Consider the following 21,453-nt stretch of genomic DNA (forward strand, 5'->3'; position numbering starts at 1 on the left):
TCTATACTCTATTTCAATTTACTTAATAAGTTAAGTACTTTTTTTATCTAGCTTGAATCAACTGATATAATGACCTCATGAAAGAGCTCTAACCCCTTCATAACTAGCAGACTTATGCTTCTCAGTGTATTCTGTTAACTTATTAAGTATTTTACAGATTACACAACAATACCGGTCCATTATGTCAACATCCACTAGTCGCAGTGATACTCAGATTAAAACCCCTGTTGCACTATTAGCCGGAATGGCGATCGCCAGTCCTGTTGCACTCAATCTGTATGCGCCAGTAATGCCGGTCTTAACAGAACAGTTCAATACCAGCTCCTTTACCATTCAGCTGGGCTTTACCTTTTACCTGTTAACACTGGCGATAGGACAGCTGATTAGTGGTCCGCTAGCCGACCGCTATGGCCGCCGCCCAGTACTCTTTTGGGGCTTTCTTTTACACATTCTCGGTGGGCTGCTGGGGGCTTTTGCCTTCGAAGTATGGCAGCTCTTATTTGCCCGGATTCTTCAGGCGGCCGGGGGATGTACCGGTATGCTATTAGCGCGCAGCATTATTCTGGACCAGCACGGTAAAGACAAAGCCGCCGGGATGCTTGGATACATCACCATGGGCATCGCCAGCGCTCAGGCATTAGCCCCTACTCTCGGAGGTTACCTGAACCTTGCAGCAGGCTGGCAATCAGTCTTTTGGGTCTCCATGGCTCTGGGGACTCTGGTCTGGCTGGGAGCACTCTTTACGCTGCCTGAGACAGCCTCCGCTAATGCAAACAGCGGTACCCTGCTACAAAGCTTCGCCCGGTACCGTACCGTCCTCTCGTCCCGTAACTATATTTTTTGCGCGCTCTCAGCGACGATGATTGCATCAGGCTTTTTTATATTTATGACCAGTGCTCCCTTTCTGGTCGCCGAACAACTGCACGGGAACTCTGCCGACTACGGCAACTGGTTTTTGCTGGTCGCGGGTGGGTTCTGGTTTGGAAGCCTTACGGCTGGCCGTATTTCAGCCAGAGTAGGAACCCGCCAGATGATGTTTCTTGGGAATGGTCTTTCGGCGGGCGGAGCTGTGCTAATGCTAGTACTGTTTTTACTCATGCCTTTCAGCTTTCTAGCACTTTTTGTACCGATGTCCCTCTATACTTATGGCCGAGGGCTGAGCCAGCCAAGTGCTCAGGCCGCCGCGATCTCTTCGACAACAGGAGCTGTTGCTACAGCAACGGGAATGCTGGGTTTTTTCCAATTAACCTTAGGGTCTCTGGTTGCTCAGCTAACCCCTCTACTAATAGATTTCAGCATCAACATGCTGCCTGTTGTGCTTATATGCCTGGCTATTTTAGCGTTACTTTTTGCCCTTAAAGGCAGTAAAGGGGAATAAATAAATGCGCTCTATTCCTCCAATATCTAGCTTATAAAAATCATATGTAATAATCGGCCCGGCATCAAAACAGCACCTACTGCAGCGCCAATCGTACCCAGATACGCACCCACAGCATAGCTTCTGTGAGAACGAATATTCCCTCTTCGAGCTGAACCAACAGATAAGACAACACAGATCAGAACCCAGATCGAAAGTAGGTGAATTGGGCCATACCCATAAAACCAATTAACAAAGCCAGTAATTCCAAAGGAAGATATTGAAGCGATTATCATCGCTAACATCCAAGACCAGCCCAGCCGTTTATGCAGTGAAGTCCCCTTGGCCCAGCGCAGCTGAAGAAAACCAATTACCAATACCCATGTAGCCGCTGACAGGTGAACATAGGTATGCATTACTTTTCCGTACCCTGCATATCAATCCTTTATAACATCTGGAATATCAATTAAAAAATCGGTGCACCCAATATCAATATCATGCTGATATAACAGTGTACTAACCTGACCTCGATGGTGGGTTTGATGATTAAAAAAATGACTGAGCAACTCACCGAAATTGCGCTCGCTCACTACCCCTTGAGAATTGGCATAGACTAAACCACGGGCAAAATCATCCTCGCGAATCTCTTCGTTCAACCACTGGTTAATTGTTCCATCAACAAAATTTCGAGCTTTTACCAGTAAAACCAATTCCGGGTAAAGGATCTCATTAAGATGTTTTGGCCTTGGCAAAGCACTTAAACCTTTTAATGAATGATAACGAGCAGAATGCAATGAAAACCGGGACAGCCAAAGAAGATCCCCCACCAGGATATGGTTAAGCGTACCAAGGATGGACGAAAAAAACGCACCGCTATCCGCCCCTAATTGGTCGCTATCAAGCTTACTTGAGGCTGTATATACCTGATCGTTCATGCGCTGATTATAGTCAGCCATCAATATATAGTGATTCCTGATATCCATAAGCATCTCCCTAAAACTTATCTATTCTCAGGTTTGATCGGATTTATCATATCTGTAAATTCAGCGAGTTCATCGGCACTATACGGAGTATGCACACGTAGCGTGGATGCCGGATGAACATTGAGCCCTACTCCAGCTCTGTATTCGCTTGTTGGTCGTACAGGTCTGCTACTAAAACCCCCACCACAGTTAGGGCATACATTGTTAAGCTGCTTATCTACGCAATTCCGGCAGAAAGTACATTCATAACTACAGATGCAGGCTTCAGTCGAATTAGGCGGCAGATCGATATCACAATTTTCACAATTTGGGCGCAGTTCTAGCATTAAAAAGATCCTCCCTAATCTGGATTGAGTATTAAGTCACCATCGATTTTACTGTTAATAAAACGCTAAGGACAAGTTATCGAAGTTACTTACAAGCAGTAACAAAGCACAAATCTCATCTATGCTATGGACTCACGCCACCTCAGTAAGCCAATAAGCATACAGCTGAGAATGGCTCTGAATACAGGTCACTATTAATCTACTATGAGAAATCGCTACGATTAAAGCTCATAAGCTTGTTCTGATAATCGATAGCCCGGATGTACTTACTTAGTTTGCATAAACCGCCTGCTATCCGTTTATTCAGTGACTGCCGCTTTCGTTATACCTGCCAGGGCTTTGGATATTTTTAAGATAACAGCATCACAATCAGAAATAGCATGCCGTTTTATTAGATAAGCAGGATCATTATATGAGATCCATACCGTCGATTGATCATCAGACCACACAAGTGCTTTTTGAGGCAGATCCAGAGCGACACTTAGCTGACACTTCATCAATGGACTTCCTGCTTTAGGGTTGCCAAAGATAATGAGCTCAGCATCTGCTAACTGAATACCCACACCAGCTGCCGCTTCAGAGTGTTTTATCCGGTTAAATACCGTCATGCCTTTAGAGGTTAGAACATCATTCAATCTATCGGCTGTTTCTTTAACACTGTGCGGGCTTTGAACATTGATCACACCCTCAGCCGCTATGGCTGGTAAAGCTATAAAGATCGCAATCAGTGCGAGCAGTACACTTCTAATCATTTTCCACTCCCGAATATTTTCCACATGGTTACTGATAGAAGCTATCAGACTCTATTGAGTCTAGATGGTATTTAAACAATTGTTCAGAAATTAAGACTCCAAGTTCAAAAGACGAGCACTATAGAGCGGAAAGACTTGAAACCAGTGGGGATCGATCAGCGGATATATCTGCACATAAAACATAAAAAGGGCGCTATGAATCAGCTCAGGTACTGACCCATAACGCCCTACGCTAGCTTGTAGTATAGGAAGACGGCTTAAGCCGTTTCATTCACAACTATAACTTTACGATGAGGGAACGGAATTTCGATATTGTTTTCATCCAGCGCCTTTTTAATCTGCTCAGGTACAGAATAAAGCACGCTGAAATAGTGTTCGCCCTTACAGAAAGGTCGAACGACAAAATCAACTGAACTGTCATTCAATGTACTTACCTCAACAAATGGAGCTGGCGTATCGAGAATGTGCGGGTGCTTAGCCAATACCTCATCAATCACCGCCCGTACAGCATCGGTATTCTCTCCATAGGCAACACCAAAGCTCATATCAACGCCACGAACCTCGTAATGAGAGTGATTGATAATCTTTTCACCCCAGATTTTGCTGTTTGGGATAATAATCTGCTGATGATCAAACGTTCTCAGTACGGTAGTAAACATATCAATCTCAGTGACGTTACCGAAACAGCCACCCGCATCAATATAATCGCCCGCCTTATAAGGTCGGAATATTAGCAACATCACTCCTGCTGCTAAGTTAGACAGCGCACCCTGTAAAGCTAAACCGACTGCCAGACCCGCTGCACCCAGCAGTGCAACAATAGACGCGGTCTGTACGCCAAAACGGTTCAGTATCGCAATGAACACAAAAGCCAGAATCACATAACGCGCGAGGCTACTTAAAAAACGGAACAACGTATCATCCAGATGCGGACTCTTCTTACTCAGGCCGATAATCATCTTACTAACACTGTTCGCTATCCAGAAGCCTATAAGTAGAATAACAATCGCTAGCAGTATATTTGTAGCCCAGGCGATAGCCGCCGGAAGGTATTGGTTGATATCTATATTTTCAATAATTTCCTGCATGAATCTAATTCCTTATTTTGGATTCGCTGAGTGATGCCAGAACATAATTGAACTGGTGCAGAGGTACTCACTACCCGATAATTTATAGTTGAGGGCCAAACACCGATCAAGATCACTCGCTATACAATAGCCAATATCAACTTGAATCGCCAATTGGTTAAGCCATTTAAAACAATTGGTTATACAGGTTCTTATAATAAAATTTGGAGAATTTTATATTTGAGTATTAATCCAGCTTATAAACGTAGAACTGAGTCGTCCCCTTCGCCCCGGGAAGAGAGACAAAACCCAAACCTATAAGTAAGTTTGAAGATCTGACATTGGCGATATCGACACCACCAATTAATCTGGACCAATGAGCATCTTCCCGACACCACTTGATCAAACCTGACAAAAGCTCTTTAGCGTATCCAAGCCCCCAGCAAAATTCACCGAAGAGATAGCCAATATGTGCATCAAGATTATCGCTATAAATAAAAGCAAAGCCGATAACTTCTTCCGTACTCTTCAATCTGATGATTAACAAGCGGCTTTCAGAAGTCATTCGTTCGAACCAACGAATAGCCGCCGCTGTTGATGTAATATCATGAAAATGAGTGGGAAGATGTTCGACAACCGACGGGATCAGAATCTTTAGCACATCGGCATAAAGCGCATTCAGTTCTGCCTCCGGTGTGTTTAAAGAAGCCTCATCCACCCTAAGACGTGACGTGTCGAATAAACGAATCACTTAGTTTCCAGATTACGGTTATGAGTTCTTAATCTACAACAAATCACCCGTTTAAATATAGATAATTTATCAGATTATCTACTGAGCAAAGCGCTTAAAGTAATAACCCGTCACCAGGACAGCAGCTGATATAAGTAGGCCAGAAGTGGGGATCGGACGTTGCACAAAGATGCAACCGGCGAAGCTGCCGGTTGCGAGCAGAGATCTACTTCTTCTCAGCGAGCTTCTTATGAATATTATTCATCCGATAGTTACGTTCTGGATGCAGCTCAATCATTTCAAAACCGATGCTCATCCAACGCTTATCAAAGGTTGGCTGAAGGCATTGTGTGAACGTTTCAAAAATCTTATCGCAGGCGGCCTTTAGTACTTCAGGTTCACGCCCAGAGCCGACTTTGGCGGTCAGGTGAACAAAGGTATTGTCCGGATCGCCTTCGCCGATACGAAAGTGATCGCAACGGACAGCCCGGGTGCGGATACCACCGATTGGGAATACACCGGTCCCGATAGCTGTTTCATTGAGCTTTTCGAACAGACCAGGGATATCCAGATCGTCTTCTAAATTAGCGGAATATTCCATAATAAAATGCGGCATAAATTATCTCCGATAAGTACTTCAGTACTTAGCTATAAAATAATACGTAATGAGCACAGGCCTGAAAAGAAAAAGCTGACAAAGATTGCTCTTAGTCAGCGTCTGTAACAGATCAAGTGCATAACACTTCTAAGCGTTAAGAGCGAAGATCAGATAAGGCGAATGAAGGGAAAAGCGCGCAGTTTAGTTTACTAAATGAGCACTTTGAGCCTTCATTCAACGCCATATGATCAAGCGCAATAGCTAAGGGTTAAAGCGTAATGAATGCAGGCTAGACTAGGCAAAAACTGGCGAAGAAGCGGAGCCTACTATTGTAGGTGAGCATTCTGAGCCAGTTTTTAACGCCGTATAGCCAAACGTAATAGCTTTAACGGCCGAGGACAGGCACTTTATGGGTATCATGGGAGATACACACGTTCTTCGTTTCCATATAGAAATCAAAGCTCCAGTCTCCGCCGTCACGGCCAATACCGGACATCTTCACACCACCGAACGGTGATGGCAGGTTACGGTTGTTCTCAGAGTTAACCCACAGCATACCGGCTTCAACTTTATCCGCCATGCGCATTGCGCAACCGGTATTGCTAGTCCAGATGTAGCCTGCCAGACCATAGATAGTATCATTAGCCAATCGAACAGCATCTTCTTCGGTATCGAATTCGATAGCCGTCAGAACAGGACCAAAGATCTCTTCCTGAGCGATACGCATGCTGTTCTTCGCTTCTACAAACAGGGTCGGTGTTACATAGTTACCCGGGCCCATTTCGTCACGCAGAGACTTACCGCCAACAGCGATAGTTGCGCCATCTTGCTTAGCAATATCGAAGTAGCTGGTTACTTTGTCGTAGTGACCAGTGTGTACCAGCGGACCGACTTCCGTTTCAGGATCAAGAGAGTGGCCAACCTTCAGATTTGCAACACGCTCTTTCAGTGCAGCCAGGAATTTATCCTTGATACCGCTTTGAACCAACAGACGACTAGAGCTGGTGCAGCGCTGACCGTTCAGGCTATAGATCATGAAGACTACAGCATCCAGTGCACGATCAAAGTCAGCATCGTCAAATACGATAACCGGATTCTTACCACCCAGTTCCAGATGCAAACGCTTCAACGTTGATGCAGTCTGAGCCTGGATCATTTTACCTGTGGCAGAATCACCTACCAGCGCAACGGCTTTAATAGCAGGGTGCTCAGTCAGTGCTTTACCCGCCACAGTACCGAAACCGTTAACCATGTTCCAAACACCTTTAGGCAAGCCCGCAGCGTCAGCACACTCAGCCAGAATAGCACCCGTCAATGGGCTCAGTTCGGCAGGTTTATGTACAACAGTACAACCGGCAGCCAGCGCTGGCGCGATCTTCCAGGTAGACAACATGAACGGTGTGTTCCATGGCGTAATAACCGCCACTGGACCGATTGGATTACGCACAGTGAAGTTAGTGTGCTCAGCCTGGTGCAAAGACAAACCGTTACGCGCTTCAGGTGCCTGATCGGCAAAGAAACGGAAGTTCGCAGCACCACGAACAGCAGCCTGACGCATAAAGCGCAGCGGCTGGCCACAGTCCATCGATTCAACCATCGCAATCTCTTCAGCACGCTTTTCCAGCTCATCACCCAGACGGTGCAGAATTTTCTTACGCTCAGCACCCGGGGTAGCAGCCCAGTCAGCAGCGGCCGCAGCGGCGGCTTCACACGCAGCGTTTACATCTTCAGTTGTCGCTGCAACGACTTTACCCAGATAGCTCTGATCAGTCGGTGAAGTATTATCAAAAGTGTTCGCTTCAGTACCCTGCGTCCACTCACCATTGATGAACAAGCCCAGTGGGTTTTCTTTAAAGCGCGCCAGGTAACCTTCAGCTTTCGCAAGATTCTGTTTTAGTTGTTCGCTCATATCTACTATTCTCCTCGTACTCTGATTACTCAAAGTGCTTAATACTTGTCGCCGTAGAACTCTTGTTCAGACACGATATAGGTTGTCAGGGCACCGATTTTTTCGATCTCGCAAACTACGGTATCACCCGGCTGCATATCCTTCAGACCTTCAGGGGTGCCGGTAGCAATCATGTCACCCGGCTTCAGCGTCATGATCTTACTCAGGTATTCAACCAGGAAAGGCACGTCAAAGATGATATCTGCAGTGGTTCCATCCTGAGTCAGCTCACCATTAACATGGGTAGTCACTTTCAGGTCAGAGATATCACCAACATCATCTTTGTCGATCAGCCATGGGCCAATTGGTAACAGAGAATCACGGCTCTTAACCCGCAGGTTAGGACGGTAGTAGTTTTCAAGATAGTCACGAATAGCGAAATCGTTACATACGGTATAACCCGCGATGTAATCCATTGCGTCTTCGCGAGAGATGTTCTTACCTTCTTTACCGATAACCGCTACCAGCTCACATTCGTAATGCTGGAAATCGATGTTATCCGGACGGTAAGCATTCTGCTTGTTACCGGTCAGAGTGTTAGTACCCTTCAGGAATACCAGCGGCTCTTTTGGTGGTTCAAATGCCAGCTCACGGGCGTGATCGGCATAGTTCAGACCCAGGGCAAAAATAGTACCTGGCTCTTTAATTGGAGAAAGCCAGGTTACATCGGCTTCATTAATCAGCTGACCGTCTGCTTTAGATTTCAGCTGACCATTATCTTCAACGGTTACATCCAGTTCGGAGCCGTTCAAAAGTACGCGTGCGTGTTTCATGCTTTAAGCTCCTGTTATTGACCCAGCTGGTTGTTAAGAGATACAACACCGGCGATTTCAGAGGTAACCTTGTCACCCTTGGCAACAGCGGCGCGCTGGCCCGGGAATGCAACGGCGATCACTTCACCCGGCTGCAGAGTCATAATGTAAGAAATAGTGCTGATCAACTCAGCAACACTACGTACTGAACGGCTCAGCGGCATTTCATTAACTGTTTCACCGTTCACCTTGGTTGCAACAGTAAGAGACTGTGGATCAGCAATATCTGATGCTGGTACAACAGCACCACCGATCGGAGCAGAACCATCCAGGCACTTACCCTTGATATCAGGACGGTAATAGCTTTTCTCAGGCAGAGAGAAATCATGAACCAGGGTGTAACCACCAACGTAGTCCAATGCTTCTTCCGGGCTTACACGGCAGCACTCTTTACCAAAGACGACAGCCAGAGACGCACCTACAACCATCTCTTCAGCTGGCTGACCTTCAGTGACAGCCCACTCAACCTCAGCACCTTCAGTGCTCCAGGTATTGTGCGGCTTGAAATACAGTACTGGCTGCGTTGGCGCACTCTTGTAAGGTGCTTCACCGAATTCTGCCTGCATCGCGTTAAACTGATCGGAATCATTCAGCGCAACACAAACCAACTTACCTTTAACGATTGGATTGTTAGTCATTTATCTCTACCTAAAATTAATAACCGCTTGAGCCAGTGGACTCAGCTTTGTTTTCGCCGGACTTAAAGCTTTCCGCCAGTTGCTTTGCTGCATTGCCCAGCAGCAGGGTATCAACACCGATACCCACAAACTTAGCGCCTTTAGCCACGTAATCGTGAGCTTTAGCCGGATTGATACAGAGCAGACCACCGGCCTTACCTGCATCATTGATAATCTTCAAACCATTCTCGATCGCAGCAACTACTTCCGGATGATCCGGATTACCGATATGCCCCATTGAAGCAGACAGATCAGACGGGCCGATAAATACCGCATCAACCCCATCAACCGCAGCAATCTCTTCTAAGTTAGCCATCGCAGTCACTGTTTCAGCCTGCACGATAAGACAGATCTCATCATTTGCTTTCTGCAGATAACCCGGAATCCGATTCCAGTTAGCGGCACGGGCGAGCGAACTGCCCAAACCACGAATACCCTGCGGCGGGTACTTAACCGCTTTAACCAACTCTTTAGCCTGTTCAGCGGTATCACACATAGGCACCAGTACTGTCTGAGCACCGATATCCAGAATACGCTTCAACAGTGCCGTGCGCCCCTCTTCAGGACGTACAATTGCTGGCACACCGTAAGGCGCAATTGCCTGCAGATGACGCATCGTTGAATCCAGTTCAAACGGTGCGTGCTCACTATCGATTAGCAGCCAGTCAAAGCCAGAGCCTGCAACGATCTCAGCACAGCTTGAGTCTGGCAGACCTAACCATAGCCCCCACATAGGCTTATCACCTTTGAGGCCCTGCTTAAATTTATTTACAGGAAGATCCATAACGCCCTCTTAAACAAATTTCACAGAGATACCGCCCAATGGGCCGTAATCCGCATGAACCGTATCACCTGCTTTCACAGGGACAGGCCGGGTGAAAGATCCGGACAGAACCACCTGACCCGGCTCCAGCGCGACACCGTGCGGCGCAAAGCGTTTACACACCCAGGAAATACCGTTCGCAGGATGACCTAATACACCCGCTGCCAGACCCGTTTCTTCAATCTGACCATTTAAATACAGTAAAGCACCGGCCCAGCGTAGATCCATATCCATCGGTTTGATTGGCCGACCACCCAGAATGATACCGGCGTTTGCCGCGTTATCAGAGATAGTATCGTATACCTTACGGGTATAACCCGTCTCAGGGTCTGTTCGGTGACAGCGTGCAGCGATCAGCTCAAGCGAAGGAATAACGTAATCGGTCGCGTTCATTACATCAAAAATAGTGACATTCTCACCTTCCAGACGCTCTTTAAGCACAAACGCCAGTTCCACTTCGATACGTGGATCAGGGAAATCAGAGGCTTTTATTTCAGCCCCGTCAGCGAAAAACATATCATCTAACAGCACACCGTAATCAGGCTGATCAATATTCACAGCCATCTGCATAGCACGGGAGGTCAGACCTATTTTATAACCTTTAACAGAAGCACCGTTTGCAATCTTCTGGTCAACCCAGGTTTTCTGGACGGCATAAGCATCATCCATTGTCATATCTGGGTATTCAAGTGTAAGCGCAGGAATCTGAGTACAATCCTTCTCTGCCTGATATAGCTTCTCTGCCGCTGTTTTTATCTGATCTTTTGTTAACATATCTAACCTTCCATCCTAGCTAGCGCTGAACGCAGCAACCAAAAAGTGTCGCTCAAAAATACTGACTTGTTTACTTATAGCCATTTACCTCTACACAGGTAAGGACTAACATATGCTGATAATATAATTAATATATTAACTAATTTCCAGTTTTTATTTACAGGCTTAAGAATGACAAGCAAAGAATACACCCGAAAACTAAGCTATTACTGGCCTGGAGCCCCTTTTACCGGCATCATCATTTTTCTGATGTGTTTGCTTACACTGTTAAATACAGCCCTTCCATTGGGGTTGGAAGGCATCGCGACGGCACTCGCCTGGCTGTATATTGTGATTGAAACGCCGCGGTTAAAACCAAAACAACGCAAACAGATCCTCATACTTTTCTCAGTCGGCGTTCTTGCAGCAGCCCTCGCCTGGAGCCAGGGCGCTAACCTATCGCTGCAAGCACTGTTAGGCGAGCACCTGAAGCTGGCGATGCTATTAGCCGCTGTTACCTTTATTGGCATGGCCAGTCAGGTAGGTTCCGATATAAGCAGACCCGGTATACGCAGTTTTCTCACGACTCTCTCAGGGATGCACCTGTTTTCATCCGTGGCTAACTTCTCAGCGGTTATTGTCGTTGGCGATCAAATCAGAAAAAAAGAGGGAATCGATTTTCTCTCCCAACTGGTACTCAGCCGGGGTTTCGGCATGGCGGTACTCTGGTCACCTTTTTTAAGCCTGTTGCCACTGGTGTTGGAACAGGTACCGGGAGTTGAGCTATCACAGGTTTACCCTTTTTCAATCGCTATCGCGATAACCGGTCTCCTTCTGAGCATGCTTGAGGCCCGTTTCCGGGCAAGCAGTGAGCTGAAAAGCTTTGCCGGCTATCCCTTAAAAACAAAAACCCTGATACTGCCTGTCACGCTGATCATGATGATTTTATTGCTCAGCTGGCAACTCCCCTCTCTGCCAACGGTCTTTCTGGTCTCCCTGCTGTCAATCGTGGTGCCACTCTGTTTATTAATGCTGCGCGAAGGTATCCGTCAATCGGCCAAGAAAACCGCTCACCATATAACCGGAAAACTCTCAGAAAGTCGTGCCGAGATCAGCCTGTTCATGAGCGCAGGCGTACTGGCTGCCGGTGTGAAGTCATGTATTAGTGCAGGGCTGATCAGCCTGCCGTTTACCGAAACCAATGCCGGTGTGGCATCCCTTGTTCTGATGATGATTGTTGGACTGGCGTATTTAGGCATTCACCAGCTGGCACTGGTAGCGATCTTCGCAGGTCTCTTAGCAGACATCACGACGACGCCGAACCTGATGGCCATCAGTTATATTCTGGGGACAGCTCTGGCGATGTCCGGCAGCACCTTCAGCGGCCTGAACTTTATTATGAAGGCCCGCTTTCTTGCGACCGACACTGAGATTATACGTAACCAACTTCCCTACAACCTGGTGATGATTGGCATAGGCTGCGGCGTAATCTACCTGATGGAAGCGATGGGTATTAAATAATTTAGTAACTAGATCGTTGCTGCGCAACTTGCTAGTAGCTAGACGTAAAACTGCGTTTTACTTGCTAGATAAGAGCATAAAACCTAACGTGTCTGTTTTTAAAAACAGTCAGTTTAGACCCTAAGCGGACATATCTAAGGAGATGTCACTTACTTAAATAGTTGAAAGCTGCACAACCAAAGAATAAGAGTGGAAGCTTTCATTGGTTTTTGTATATCCAAGCTTTTCATAAAGTTTTTTGGCTGAATAGTTGTTCTTATCTGTGAGCAAATCAATACGCGCTGATCTGGTTTCTTTAGCATGCTCTCTGGCTTTTTCCATCAGTGAGCGTCCTATATTCATTTTACGTGAATTAGTATCCACATATAAATCGTACAAAATAAAAATCTTTATTGCTTCAACAGAGCAGAACGATGGATATAGCTGAGTAAAGCCAAGCCCTTTGCCCTGATTGTCTAACGCAAGGAAAATGACAGATTCATTATTTTCTATTCGCGATTGGATAAACTCAAAAGCAAGTTGACGATCAAATTTACAGTCATAAAACTGTCGATATGAATCGAATAATCTAGCTACTTCAGCAACATGTGATAGATCAGCTCGTACTACTTCCATGGAAACCCCATGATGATTTGTTTCTAAATAAATATAGCTCTTAATGGTCAATGATAGATATACCAACTAGTGGATAGGGGTTTCCTAACTAACGGTCAATTAATGTTTTTTTGATGTATTTACATATGATCATGTATCGTGATGAGATGAATTATATCGTTTGCTCTAGTATCTCCTCATGTGACCCAAACGCTTGATCTGACTCGACTCAGTAGTGATTAGGTCGCTTACCGACCCAAAGCAGATATTAACGCTTACATAATGGGCGCGCGGCTTTATGCGCGTCCAGTCATCTTTGCTGGCGATCATTGATGTTCTTGTTATGTTTGTTCACTGTATTTAATTAGCAACTCTAAAAACTCGCTTGGCTTAACTATATTAAGGCCATACCCTTGTTTGATAGCATCTGAATGTTTATAAATGCCTACATCAGACGTAACGAAACAACCGCCATACTTTTGAGCTTCAAATATATGGAAGCAATCAGCTTCTCGCTTTTCTAGATTTCCGTTACCTACGATAATCCTTTGAATATCTTTTAATGTCTCTTGTTCGGAATCAATGAGCCCTAACTTCACTGTTTTACGCGATCTGGGCTCGATTTCTTGAATCCAATCTGGTGTATTGGGATTCTTGATCTCACTTACTACAGAGTGCATTAACATCACTTTCTTTTTGTTCTGTTCAAGAACTTCCCGAGCTTTTTCGGAAGCCATCTGCTCTCCATGATCTCCACCGTCAAAAGCACATGAGTCAAAGAATACGAAATCGTCATATGGATTAAAGTTCAAAATTCACACCTGAAACATAACAACTTTATTATTGTGCCCATGCAAGGTTCTAAAGCTTGCAAGCTCTGCTACCTTACAAGGTACGCTATAATCCAAGGACGTGTAAAAGATGTATCGCAGAAGCCGTAAGTATCAGGAATATGTGACCAAATATGCGAAGGCAAGGGCTGCCAGAGAGGAAAAAAGGATCAACGGTGTTCATCCTGAATATCCGTCTGAACTGTCTTAAGTGTCTAGCCGAACTACACAGGCAAATCAAAATCACAGACTACGATACGGGTACTCCAATTACCCACCAGATTTAACTATATCCTAGCAGCTCTATTGATGACTACAACTGCTGTTTTTCTGCGCTTTTTCTAGCAAGTCGCGTAGCGACATTCTAGCCACTAGCTAGCGGCGAAGCCGCGATCTAGCTCTCTTTCTCTTCCACAACAGACTGGCAACCAAGGCAATAACGACTGTCTGGCCGCGCCAGCATTCGGGGCAGGTTAATGACCTCATCACAGGCTTCGCAATAACCGTATTCGGTTACACCAAACTTACTCTCAGCGTGAAGTACTTCCTGCAACCTGATGCGACACTGCTCCAGGTTTGCCAGCGCCATATTCTGCTGTTGCAGCGCATCGCCCCGTGACACCCGGCCAACCGCTTGCTGATCTAACTGTACAGGACGGGCACTCAGTTCCAGATCGGCAATCTCGAGCTCTAGTTCCTGCTTAAGTTTTTGCAGCGCATCGCTACATTGTTGCAAAGAAATATTATCCATCACTATTTCTAACATGCTCTCATCTGCTTTGATACAGAATCATTCACACCACTAAAATATCAGAGACATAAAAAAAGGCGGCCATTGGCCGCCTTTCATCTTAATCACTTACTCTCAGGCAATCAGATTCATCAGTAGTTTGTTAAGGCGGTTAACATACGCCGCTGGGTCATCTAATTGACCACCCGCAGCCAGTTGCGCCTGTTCAAACACTACTAACGCCAGCTCACCGAAGCGATCTTCATCGGCTTCATTATCCAGCTTGCTGATCAGCGGATGCTCAGGGTTGATCTCAAAGATCGGCTTGCTTTCAGGCACTGCCTGACCCGCCGCTTCCATGATCTTACGCATCTGCATACCCATATCGTAGGCACCCAGAACAACACAGGCTGGAGAGTCTGTCAGACGGTGCGTGATACGCACTTCGCTCACCTGCTCTTCGAGACTGCTCTTAAGACGCTCAGTCAGACCTTCCATCTCTTTAGCGGTCTCTTCCTGAGCTTTCTTCTCTTCTTCGTTCTCGGTTTCACCCAGATCCAGTTCGCCCTTGCTGACATCCTGGAATGACTTACCCAGGAAGTCGAACAGCTGACCCATCAGCCACTCGTCAACGCGATCTGACATTAACAATACTTCGATGCCCTTCTTACGGAAGATTTCCAGGTGCGGGCTGTTTTTAGCGGTGTTGTAGTTATCCGCTACAGCGTAGTAGATCTTATCCTGACCTTCCTGCATCCGGGCAATATAATCTTCCAGAGAAACCGATTGCTCAGAAGAATCATTGTGGGTAGACGCGAAGCGCAACAGCTTCAACACTTTCTCACGGTTAGCATGATCTTCAGCAGGGCCTTCCTTCAGTACCTCACCAAACTCGGTCCAGAATTTCGCATACTGCTCAGGATCATTTTTCGCCAGTTTACCCAGCATATCCAGAGAACGTTTTGTTAGCTGGGTTTTCAGCTTATCAACTACCGGATCTTTCTGCAGAATCTCACGGGAAACGTTCAGAGACAGATCGTTGGTATCCACCACACCCTTGATAAAGCGCAGGTACATCGGCAGGAACTGATCAGCTTCATCCATGATAAAGACACGCTGAACATACAGTTTAAGACCGCGAGGCGTATCACGATTCCAAAGATCATAAGGGGCATGTGCTGGCACATAAAGCAGGCTGGTATATTCAAGATTACCTTCAACCCGGTTATGGCTCCACTTCATTGGCTCCTGGAAGTCATGGGACACATGGTTATAAAACTCTTTGTAGTCCTCATCGCTCAAGTCACTCTTAGAACGGGTCCAGAGTGCAGTCGCAGAGTTAACGGTTTCATCTTCTGCAGGAGCAGGCTCTTCGCCCTCTTCCACTGGAGCCGCTTCTTTCTGCATGATAACCGGCAGAGAGATATGATCTGAATACTTACGTACCAGCGTACGCAGGCGAGAAGCATCAGCAAACTCTGACTCTTCCTCTTTCAGATGCAGAATAATAGTTGTACCGCGCTGAGCCTTCTCAACCGTCGCAACCGTAAATTCACCTTCGCCCTGGGATACCCAATGCACACCTTCAGAGGTTGGCTGGCCGGCACGACGAGTAATCACTTCAACTTCTTTAGCCACAATAAAGGCAGAGTAGAAGCCCACACCGAACTGGCCAATTAGCTGTGAATCTTTTTTCTGATCACCGCTCAGCTCAGACAGAAACTGAGACGTGCCCGATTTAGCGATAGTACCCAGGTGATCAATCACATCCTGACGGTTCATACCGATGCCGTTGTCATCGATAGTCAGGGTTTTAGCGTCGCTATCAAACTCGATACGAATACGAAGCTCACCATCACCTTCATAAAGGTCATCTTTAGACAGCGCTTCAAAACGGAGTTTATCAGCCGCATCAGACGCGTTAGAGATCAGCTCTCGAAGAAAGATCTCTTTATTGGAATACAAAGAATGAATCATCAGGTGAAGCAGCTGCTTCACTTCGGTTTGAAAGCCAAGAGTTTCCTGCTGAGTTTCTGTGCTCATCTATCAATTTCCCAATCTTATTGTTGCAAATACTTAGTACTAAAAATGTACAGTCACGAATTTAAGCGTTGAACATAAGATGGGGACAGCCCCCCTCTTTTCAAGGGGACTGAATTGAAATTTACCAAAAATTAATCGGTTTGACTGATGACCAGTTGACGCAAGGTACTGGAATTAAACTCTCGACGATAAAGAATAATGACTACACCAGAAGTGAGTAACATAAACAGCCAGGGCGTAATAAACCAGGCCAGCACCGACAAACTAAAATAATAGGTACGCAGCCCCAGATTAAAGTTATTTGCCGCCATCGAACTCATGATGGCCAGCCGTTTTGCATGGGCATTCAACTCAAGTTCTGTCGCATCTTCGGGTTGTGGCGCACCTCCTATCATGACAGAGGTAAAGCCGTATTGGCGCAAACTCCAGGTAAACTTAAAGAAAGCGTAGATAAACAGCCCGATCAGGACGAGTAATTTTAACTCCCATTCTGCTTTTGTCGCATGGCTCGCGAATGGAATATCGCCCACAACATCAATAGCTTTCTCTGTAGAGCCTAAGACAGTCATCAGGCCAGCCAAAATAAGCATGGTGGACGATGCAAAAAATGATACGCTACGCTCCAGATTGGCGATTGCTGTCGTATCAGCAATTCTGACCTCCCTATGCAACATACGGGTCATCCATTCCAAGCGATAGCTATGCATAACGCTGGCCAGACAGTGAGCATCTATGGCGCGTTTTTTGGTGTATGCGTTATAGCCTTTGAAGCAGACCAGAAACCAGACAAAAGCCAGCAGATTAAGCCAGTTTGTTACGATGAAGTCGGTCAATTGTTCCATGAATATTCCTGGAAAGTATCAGTTACAAGCTATTGTAAATTAAGCAACAGGATAGACAACCTTGCGCAACCAATATTCCAGACTTCTTACCGGAGCCGCCTTCGCCCTTGCCACGACTCTGGTCATGAGCCTGGCGGCTGCTGCCACAAAATACACCGCTCAATTCGTCTCTATCGAGCAAATTGTCCTGATACAGTATCTGGTCTGCACCCTGCTTATGCTGCCCTGGCTGGCGCGTAAAGGTATAAGAACACTGAAAACGGACAAACCCATTCTCCACCTTATTCGCGGGCTGTCAGGCTGGCTGTGCTTTTACACTTACTATCTGGCACTCAAAGAGATTCCACTGGGTGAAGCCTCGCTCCTGCGAAACTCCGCACCCTTGATAGTCCCCTTGTTGGTGCTGGTCTGGCTAAAGTATCGCATGCCCTGGTTAAACTGGCTCCCGGTGGGGATTGGTTTTATCGGTATTGGGTTAGTACTAAAACCCGATGGAAATACCTTTAATCCCTGGCACCTGATCGCTTTCGCCTCAGCACTTACCCTGACGATATCCATCGTCAGCACCCGGGTGCTGACACTCACCGAACCAACAAATCGAATTTTATTTTACTACTTTAGCCTCTCAGCGCTCTTCTCTCTGCCTTTTGCGCTGAGTAACTGGCAACCTATCCCGCTTATCAGCCTGCCATTCTTAGCGGGTATCAGCCTGTCAGTCTGGGGGATAATGTGGCTGTACACTCAAGCATATAGCTATGCCAAAGCAACTATCATCGCGCCACTGAGTTATTTTGGCGTGTTGTTCGCTGGTTTACTCGGATGGCTTTTCTGGCAGCAAGTTCCTGATATGATGGCTGTATTAGGTGCAGTGCTGATCATCGGCGGCGGCATAGGTTCTGTATGGCTGGGAAAGGAGCGTAATTGATGTATCTGGAACTTGCAGATCTATTCTGGTTGACCCTGATCGTATTTGCTTTAATGCACTGGTGGCATTCATTAAAGGTAAAAGAGTTCGCCCTTAAAGCCGCCCGAAACTACTGCAAAGAAATGGATGTGCAACTGCTCGATCAGAGTGTTTATCTGCGGGGTATCTGGTTAAAGCGCGATGACAACGGCAAAGTCAGAATCTGGCGTTCATACCTGTTTGAGTTTACCGCCACCGGTGACGACCGGGCCCGCGGCCGGGTAGCCATGTTAGGTGGCCGGGTCACCGGTATTATTCTGGACGCTCACAGAATCTAAACAGTGAACGGGCCACATTATACCCGTCAATCAGAGCTGTAATACCACCAGCTTGAGTGGGTACTGCCCGTCCGGTGAAGGAAAATCATTCTCCGGTGCTAATTGTGTAATCTGTTTAACCGGGCAACCCGCTTTTATCGCACAGCGCGTTACAACATCTACCCACTCGTCATAACCTACACTGGCCACATTATTAGCACAGATTAACTGGCCACCGGGTTTAGTCGCTAATAAAGCAGGTTTCAGGACACTGGGGTAATCGCGAATCAGATCCACCGTGCCAAAGGCGCTTTTGGCCCACCGGGGTGGATCAAGAAAGACCAGATCGAACTGCTCCTGATCGATCCGTGGAAACGGCTTGGGTTTTCTCCCACGACCCACCCGCTGCTTAATTGGAATACCTGCCAGTTGCTTAGCGGCAGTGAAAAAATCACTCTGGAAAAACTCAACCTGTTGCTCATCCAGATTATTAAGCCGGGCATTGTCACGCCCAACATCTAATGAGCGGGTTGAAAAATCAACATTCAAAACCCGGCTGGCGCCGGCTGCTGCGGCAACCACGCCTACTCCACAGGTATACGAAAATAGATTCAACACAGATTTACCTGCAGCATTTTGCTGAATCCAGCGTCTGCCGGCGCGCATATCAAGAAAAAGTAATGGATCCTGCCCTTTGTGTTTACCTCTGACCCGGTAAGACACACCCAGCTCATGTGCGACCCCTTCCCAGCCATCAACGATTGCGTCATCAGCACGGCGGGAGTTAGCAGAACTTCGATCGTTATATACCAATATTAGCGAGCAACTAAGCTGCGCCTCTACCAGCTTATGAATAGCTTCCGCCTCTTCAACTGAGATCGGCTGATGAAAAGTTTGTATCAATAATTGAGGGCCGTATCGATCAACAGTCAGACCAGAACAGCCCTCATTAGAACCGTGATATAAACGGTAACAATCGGTGTTCTCTTCATGCAGAGCATCCAGCAGCTCGCTACGACGAGCCAGCGCGTCTTGAATCAGGTTGAGCATTAAATATCCTTGAGCAGGGAAAGTATCATTTCGAGGCGCTGCAATGAGCTATCGAGCTCCAACAACCGCTGTTTGTCCGCTCCTGAAAATGGGATAAGCGACGCCAGTTGATAACTGACGGCTTCGACATTTTCGGCATTAAGTTGAACAGACCGGAATGATAGCAGAGGATGATGCCCAAGGAGAGTTGAAATCTCATCCAGTTTGCCTGAATACTGCTCAGATTTTAGCCCCTGATCAGAGATAAGCGCTATCGCCTCTGCCATTAACAGCCCATCAGACTCCACCGTCACACCAGAAATCTCGACGCGTTGCTCCCCTGCTACCTGAATACCAATCATCTGATTCTGCATCGGTTGCCAGTCGATAATCTTCGATAGCGTTCCTATGGTTTCAAAATCAGAACTTGAGGTACCTGGGCTACGGGTATGCAAAATGACAAACTGCCCATTATTAGCCAGGAGCTCCTTCACCATCCGCCGATAACGTATTTCAAAAATCTGTAACGGCAGTACCGTTCCAGGGAAAAACACTAGTGGCAACGGGAATAGAGGCAGGGTTTTCATACAAATGAGTATAGGGTTTTACATCTATCAATACATATTTATTAAGTACAATAAAAAATGCCCCCTTCGATTTATATCTCAGGGGGCATTTTTATCTAGAACTTACGTATATTGAAACTTACAAACCCGTTTTAGAAATTAAAAACACGGGTATCCGCATCGATCAGGGCAGCAGCCATAACCGGTGGTTTTGCAGCTCCAATACCGCTTAGCAGTGCATCTGTACCCACACCTTTATTTGGCAGATAAAGCGCACAGACATCAACTTTAGCGCCGCCAGAGATTAATTTTTGCATCAGCTGCTCAGGGGTAACATCTTTTGGTTTAAGAGGCTCTGATGTATGACCTTTAAGCGCCATATCACCCGCAGTATCACATAATAGCACGCTGACTTTAGCACCTTTTGCCTGCATCATGTTGCCCAGCACCATCGCCATGCCCCGGGTCTGTTGTTCCGAACTAGTAAGGGTTATCAATACCTTATCCACGGCTTCTGAGGCTGAAACCATCATTGGTGACATTAAAGCCACTGCAAGTACCGATGTCGTTAATAACTTTTTCATAGTCTATAGCTCCTTATTTAGTTGGGTGCCAGGCAATGGCAGGATCAATTTTGTAACTCCAGGGTAAGCCTGAGTTGCGCCAGCCATTCAATGCTCGCACACCTTTTGAATTACCCTCTTTCAATGTACTACCTTCAAAGCCATCAACTACCGTCCAGACCTGCGTATAGCCTTTGGTAGCTAGCAGGTTGACGGCAGGCGCGCTTCGCGATGAGCCAGAACGACACATAATAATGATAGTGGTATCCGGCGTGGCTCCAGCTTCTGCTAATTTCGCTGCAAGCTGAGCATTAAAACCGGGATTTTTAACCATAGCCCAGCTACTTTTCTTATCACTCCAACCCGCGGCATCCGCTAGCATCCAGGGAACGTGGATACCTGTTGGTGTTGCCGAACCGGTAAATTTAATTTCAACAGGATCACGCACATCAACCAGAATAGCGGTGTCATCTTTCTGCAGTTTATCCCAGGCTTCAGCTGCCGTGACATATAGATCAAGGGTAGTCTGAGCTTTAACCTTATTCGGTTTATCTGCAGCCACAGCGGTGACTGCTACGATACAACTCAATAGCCCAGCCAGAAGTACAGTCTTATTCACGTCTCTCACCATCTGATATCGCTAATTTGAACGACAATATATTAGATTATTCTAATAAAGTGAAGTCTA

Annotated in this window: 25 protein-coding genes; 4 read left to right on the top strand and 21 right to left on the bottom strand. The window is 46.4% G+C overall.

Annotation, left to right across the window (positions count from 1 at the left end):
• Positions 1-181 precede the first annotated feature (181 nt).
• Entirely contained in the window at positions 182-1,378 is a 1,197-nt protein-coding gene (locus AMJAP_RS10340) for a multidrug effflux MFS transporter (RefSeq protein WP_019620649.1), read from the top strand.
• A gap of 26 nt (positions 1,379-1,404) precedes the next feature.
• Here AMJAP_RS10340 and AMJAP_RS10345 read toward each other — a convergent pair whose 3' ends face one another.
• The 12 genes from AMJAP_RS10345 to hpaH form a co-directional block, all read right to left on the bottom strand.
• A complete protein-coding gene (locus AMJAP_RS10345) occupies positions 1,405-1,773 on the bottom strand; it encodes a DUF2306 domain-containing protein (RefSeq protein WP_019620648.1) in 369 nt (122 codons plus the stop codon).
• Positions 1,774-1,794: 21 nt separating this feature from the next.
• Positions 1,795-2,313 carry a DinB family protein gene (locus AMJAP_RS10350; RefSeq protein WP_236588719.1) on the bottom strand — a complete coding sequence of 173 codons (519 nt, stop codon included), beginning with the start codon at positions 2,311-2,313 and terminating at the stop codon, positions 1,795-1,797.
• 44 nt (positions 2,314-2,357) lie between these two features.
• Entirely contained in the window at positions 2,358-2,666 is a 309-nt protein-coding gene (locus AMJAP_RS10355) for a DUF1272 domain-containing protein (RefSeq protein ID WP_083935246.1), read from the bottom strand.
• Positions 2,667-2,965: 299 nt separating this feature from the next.
• Positions 2,966-3,418, bottom strand: a complete 453-nt coding sequence (locus tag AMJAP_RS10360) for a DUF302 domain-containing protein (protein ID WP_019620646.1) — start codon at positions 3,416-3,418, stop codon at positions 2,966-2,968.
• A 257-nt stretch (positions 3,419-3,675) separates the two neighbouring features.
• Positions 3,676-4,506 carry a mechanosensitive ion channel family protein gene (locus AMJAP_RS10365; RefSeq protein ID WP_019620645.1) on the bottom strand — a complete coding sequence of 277 codons (831 nt, stop codon included), beginning with the start codon at positions 4,504-4,506 and terminating at the stop codon, positions 3,676-3,678.
• A 226-nt stretch (positions 4,507-4,732) separates the two neighbouring features.
• Complete coding sequence (locus AMJAP_RS10370) at positions 4,733-5,236, bottom strand: GNAT family N-acetyltransferase (protein WP_019620644.1); 504 nt, start codon at positions 5,234-5,236, stop codon at positions 4,733-4,735.
• Between the two features lie 205 nt (positions 5,237-5,441).
• Complete coding sequence (locus tag AMJAP_RS10375) at positions 5,442-5,831, bottom strand: 5-carboxymethyl-2-hydroxymuconate Delta-isomerase (protein WP_019620643.1); 390 nt, start codon at positions 5,829-5,831, stop codon at positions 5,442-5,444.
• 367 nt (positions 5,832-6,198) lie between these two features.
• Positions 6,199-7,722, bottom strand: coding sequence for a 5-carboxymethyl-2-hydroxymuconate semialdehyde dehydrogenase (hpaE, locus tag AMJAP_RS10380; protein ID WP_019620642.1), 1,524 nt, complete (start codon positions 7,720-7,722; stop codon positions 6,199-6,201).
• Positions 7,723-7,760: 38 nt separating this feature from the next.
• On the bottom strand, positions 7,761-8,534 hold the full coding sequence (locus tag AMJAP_RS10385) for a fumarylacetoacetate hydrolase family protein (protein ID WP_019620641.1): 774 nt from the start codon (positions 8,532-8,534) through the stop codon (positions 7,761-7,763).
• A 14-nt stretch (positions 8,535-8,548) separates the two neighbouring features.
• Complete coding sequence (locus AMJAP_RS10390) at positions 8,549-9,211, bottom strand: fumarylacetoacetate hydrolase family protein (RefSeq protein ID WP_019620640.1); 663 nt, start codon at positions 9,209-9,211, stop codon at positions 8,549-8,551.
• A gap of 16 nt (positions 9,212-9,227) precedes the next feature.
• On the bottom strand, positions 9,228-10,034 hold the full coding sequence (gene hpaI, locus AMJAP_RS10395; RefSeq protein WP_019620639.1) for a 4-hydroxy-2-oxoheptanedioate aldolase: 807 nt from the start codon (positions 10,032-10,034) through the stop codon (positions 9,228-9,230).
• A 9-nt stretch (positions 10,035-10,043) separates the two neighbouring features.
• The gene (gene hpaH, locus AMJAP_RS10400; RefSeq protein WP_019620638.1) at positions 10,044-10,847 is read right to left on the bottom strand and encodes a 2-oxo-hept-4-ene-1,7-dioate hydratase; all 804 of its coding nucleotides are present in this window, start codon (positions 10,845-10,847) and stop codon (positions 10,044-10,046) included.
• Positions 10,848-11,018: 171 nt separating this feature from the next.
• Here hpaH and AMJAP_RS10405 point away from each other — a divergent pair, with 171 nt between their 5' ends.
• Positions 11,019-12,347, top strand: a complete 1,329-nt coding sequence (locus tag AMJAP_RS10405; RefSeq protein WP_019620637.1) for a hypothetical protein — start codon at positions 11,019-11,021, stop codon at positions 12,345-12,347.
• A gap of 153 nt (positions 12,348-12,500) precedes the next feature.
• Here AMJAP_RS10405 and AMJAP_RS10410 read toward each other — a convergent pair whose 3' ends face one another.
• From AMJAP_RS10410 to AMJAP_RS10430, 5 genes are all read right to left on the bottom strand, one after another.
• Entirely contained in the window at positions 12,501-12,962 is a 462-nt protein-coding gene (locus tag AMJAP_RS10410) for a GNAT family N-acetyltransferase (RefSeq protein ID WP_019620636.1), read from the bottom strand.
• Positions 12,963-13,282: 320 nt separating this feature from the next.
• On the bottom strand, positions 13,283-13,753 hold the full coding sequence (locus tag AMJAP_RS10415) for a type II toxin-antitoxin system VapC family toxin (protein WP_019620635.1): 471 nt from the start codon (positions 13,751-13,753) through the stop codon (positions 13,283-13,285).
• 412 nt (positions 13,754-14,165) lie between these two features.
• On the bottom strand, positions 14,166-14,522 hold the full coding sequence (locus AMJAP_RS10420; protein ID WP_019620634.1) for a TraR/DksA family transcriptional regulator: 357 nt from the start codon (positions 14,520-14,522) through the stop codon (positions 14,166-14,168).
• 114 nt (positions 14,523-14,636) lie between these two features.
• A complete protein-coding gene (gene htpG, locus AMJAP_RS10425) occupies positions 14,637-16,544 on the bottom strand; it encodes a molecular chaperone HtpG (protein WP_019620633.1) in 1,908 nt (635 codons plus the stop codon).
• A gap of 131 nt (positions 16,545-16,675) precedes the next feature.
• Positions 16,676-17,386: a DUF599 domain-containing protein gene (locus tag AMJAP_RS10430; RefSeq protein ID WP_019620632.1), complete on the bottom strand. Its 711-nt coding sequence runs from the start codon at positions 17,384-17,386 to the stop codon at positions 16,676-16,678.
• A 61-nt stretch (positions 17,387-17,447) separates the two neighbouring features.
• Here AMJAP_RS10430 and AMJAP_RS10435 point away from each other — a divergent pair, with 61 nt between their 5' ends.
• Entirely contained in the window at positions 17,448-18,311 is an 864-nt protein-coding gene (locus tag AMJAP_RS10435) for a DMT family transporter (RefSeq protein WP_026339990.1), read from the top strand.
• Positions 18,311-18,628 carry a DUF3301 domain-containing protein gene (locus AMJAP_RS10440; protein ID WP_019620630.1) on the top strand — a complete coding sequence of 106 codons (318 nt, stop codon included), beginning with the start codon at positions 18,311-18,313 and terminating at the stop codon, positions 18,626-18,628. The genes AMJAP_RS10435 and AMJAP_RS10440 overlap by 1 nt, the downstream gene beginning before the upstream one ends.
• A gap of 30 nt (positions 18,629-18,658) precedes the next feature.
• Here AMJAP_RS10440 and AMJAP_RS10445 read toward each other — a convergent pair whose 3' ends face one another.
• From AMJAP_RS10445 to AMJAP_RS10460, 4 genes are all read right to left on the bottom strand, one after another.
• Positions 18,659-19,657: a class I SAM-dependent rRNA methyltransferase gene (locus AMJAP_RS10445; protein ID WP_019620629.1), complete on the bottom strand. Its 999-nt coding sequence runs from the start codon at positions 19,655-19,657 to the stop codon at positions 18,659-18,661.
• Complete coding sequence (locus AMJAP_RS10450) at positions 19,657-20,223, bottom strand: LON peptidase substrate-binding domain-containing protein (protein WP_019620628.1); 567 nt, start codon at positions 20,221-20,223, stop codon at positions 19,657-19,659. The genes AMJAP_RS10445 and AMJAP_RS10450 overlap by 1 nt, the downstream gene beginning before the upstream one ends.
• A gap of 131 nt (positions 20,224-20,354) precedes the next feature.
• Positions 20,355-20,786, bottom strand: a complete 432-nt coding sequence (locus AMJAP_RS10455; RefSeq protein WP_019620627.1) for a DsrE family protein — start codon at positions 20,784-20,786, stop codon at positions 20,355-20,357.
• Positions 20,787-20,799: 13 nt separating this feature from the next.
• Positions 20,800-21,384, bottom strand: a complete 585-nt coding sequence (locus AMJAP_RS10460) for a rhodanese-like domain-containing protein (protein WP_019620626.1) — start codon at positions 21,382-21,384, stop codon at positions 20,800-20,802.
• Between the last annotated feature and the right edge of the window lie 69 nt (positions 21,385-21,453).

Source organism: Amphritea japonica ATCC BAA-1530 (genome assembly GCF_016592435.1).
Classification (GTDB): Bacteria; Pseudomonadota; Gammaproteobacteria; order Pseudomonadales; family Balneatricaceae; genus Amphritea; species Amphritea japonica.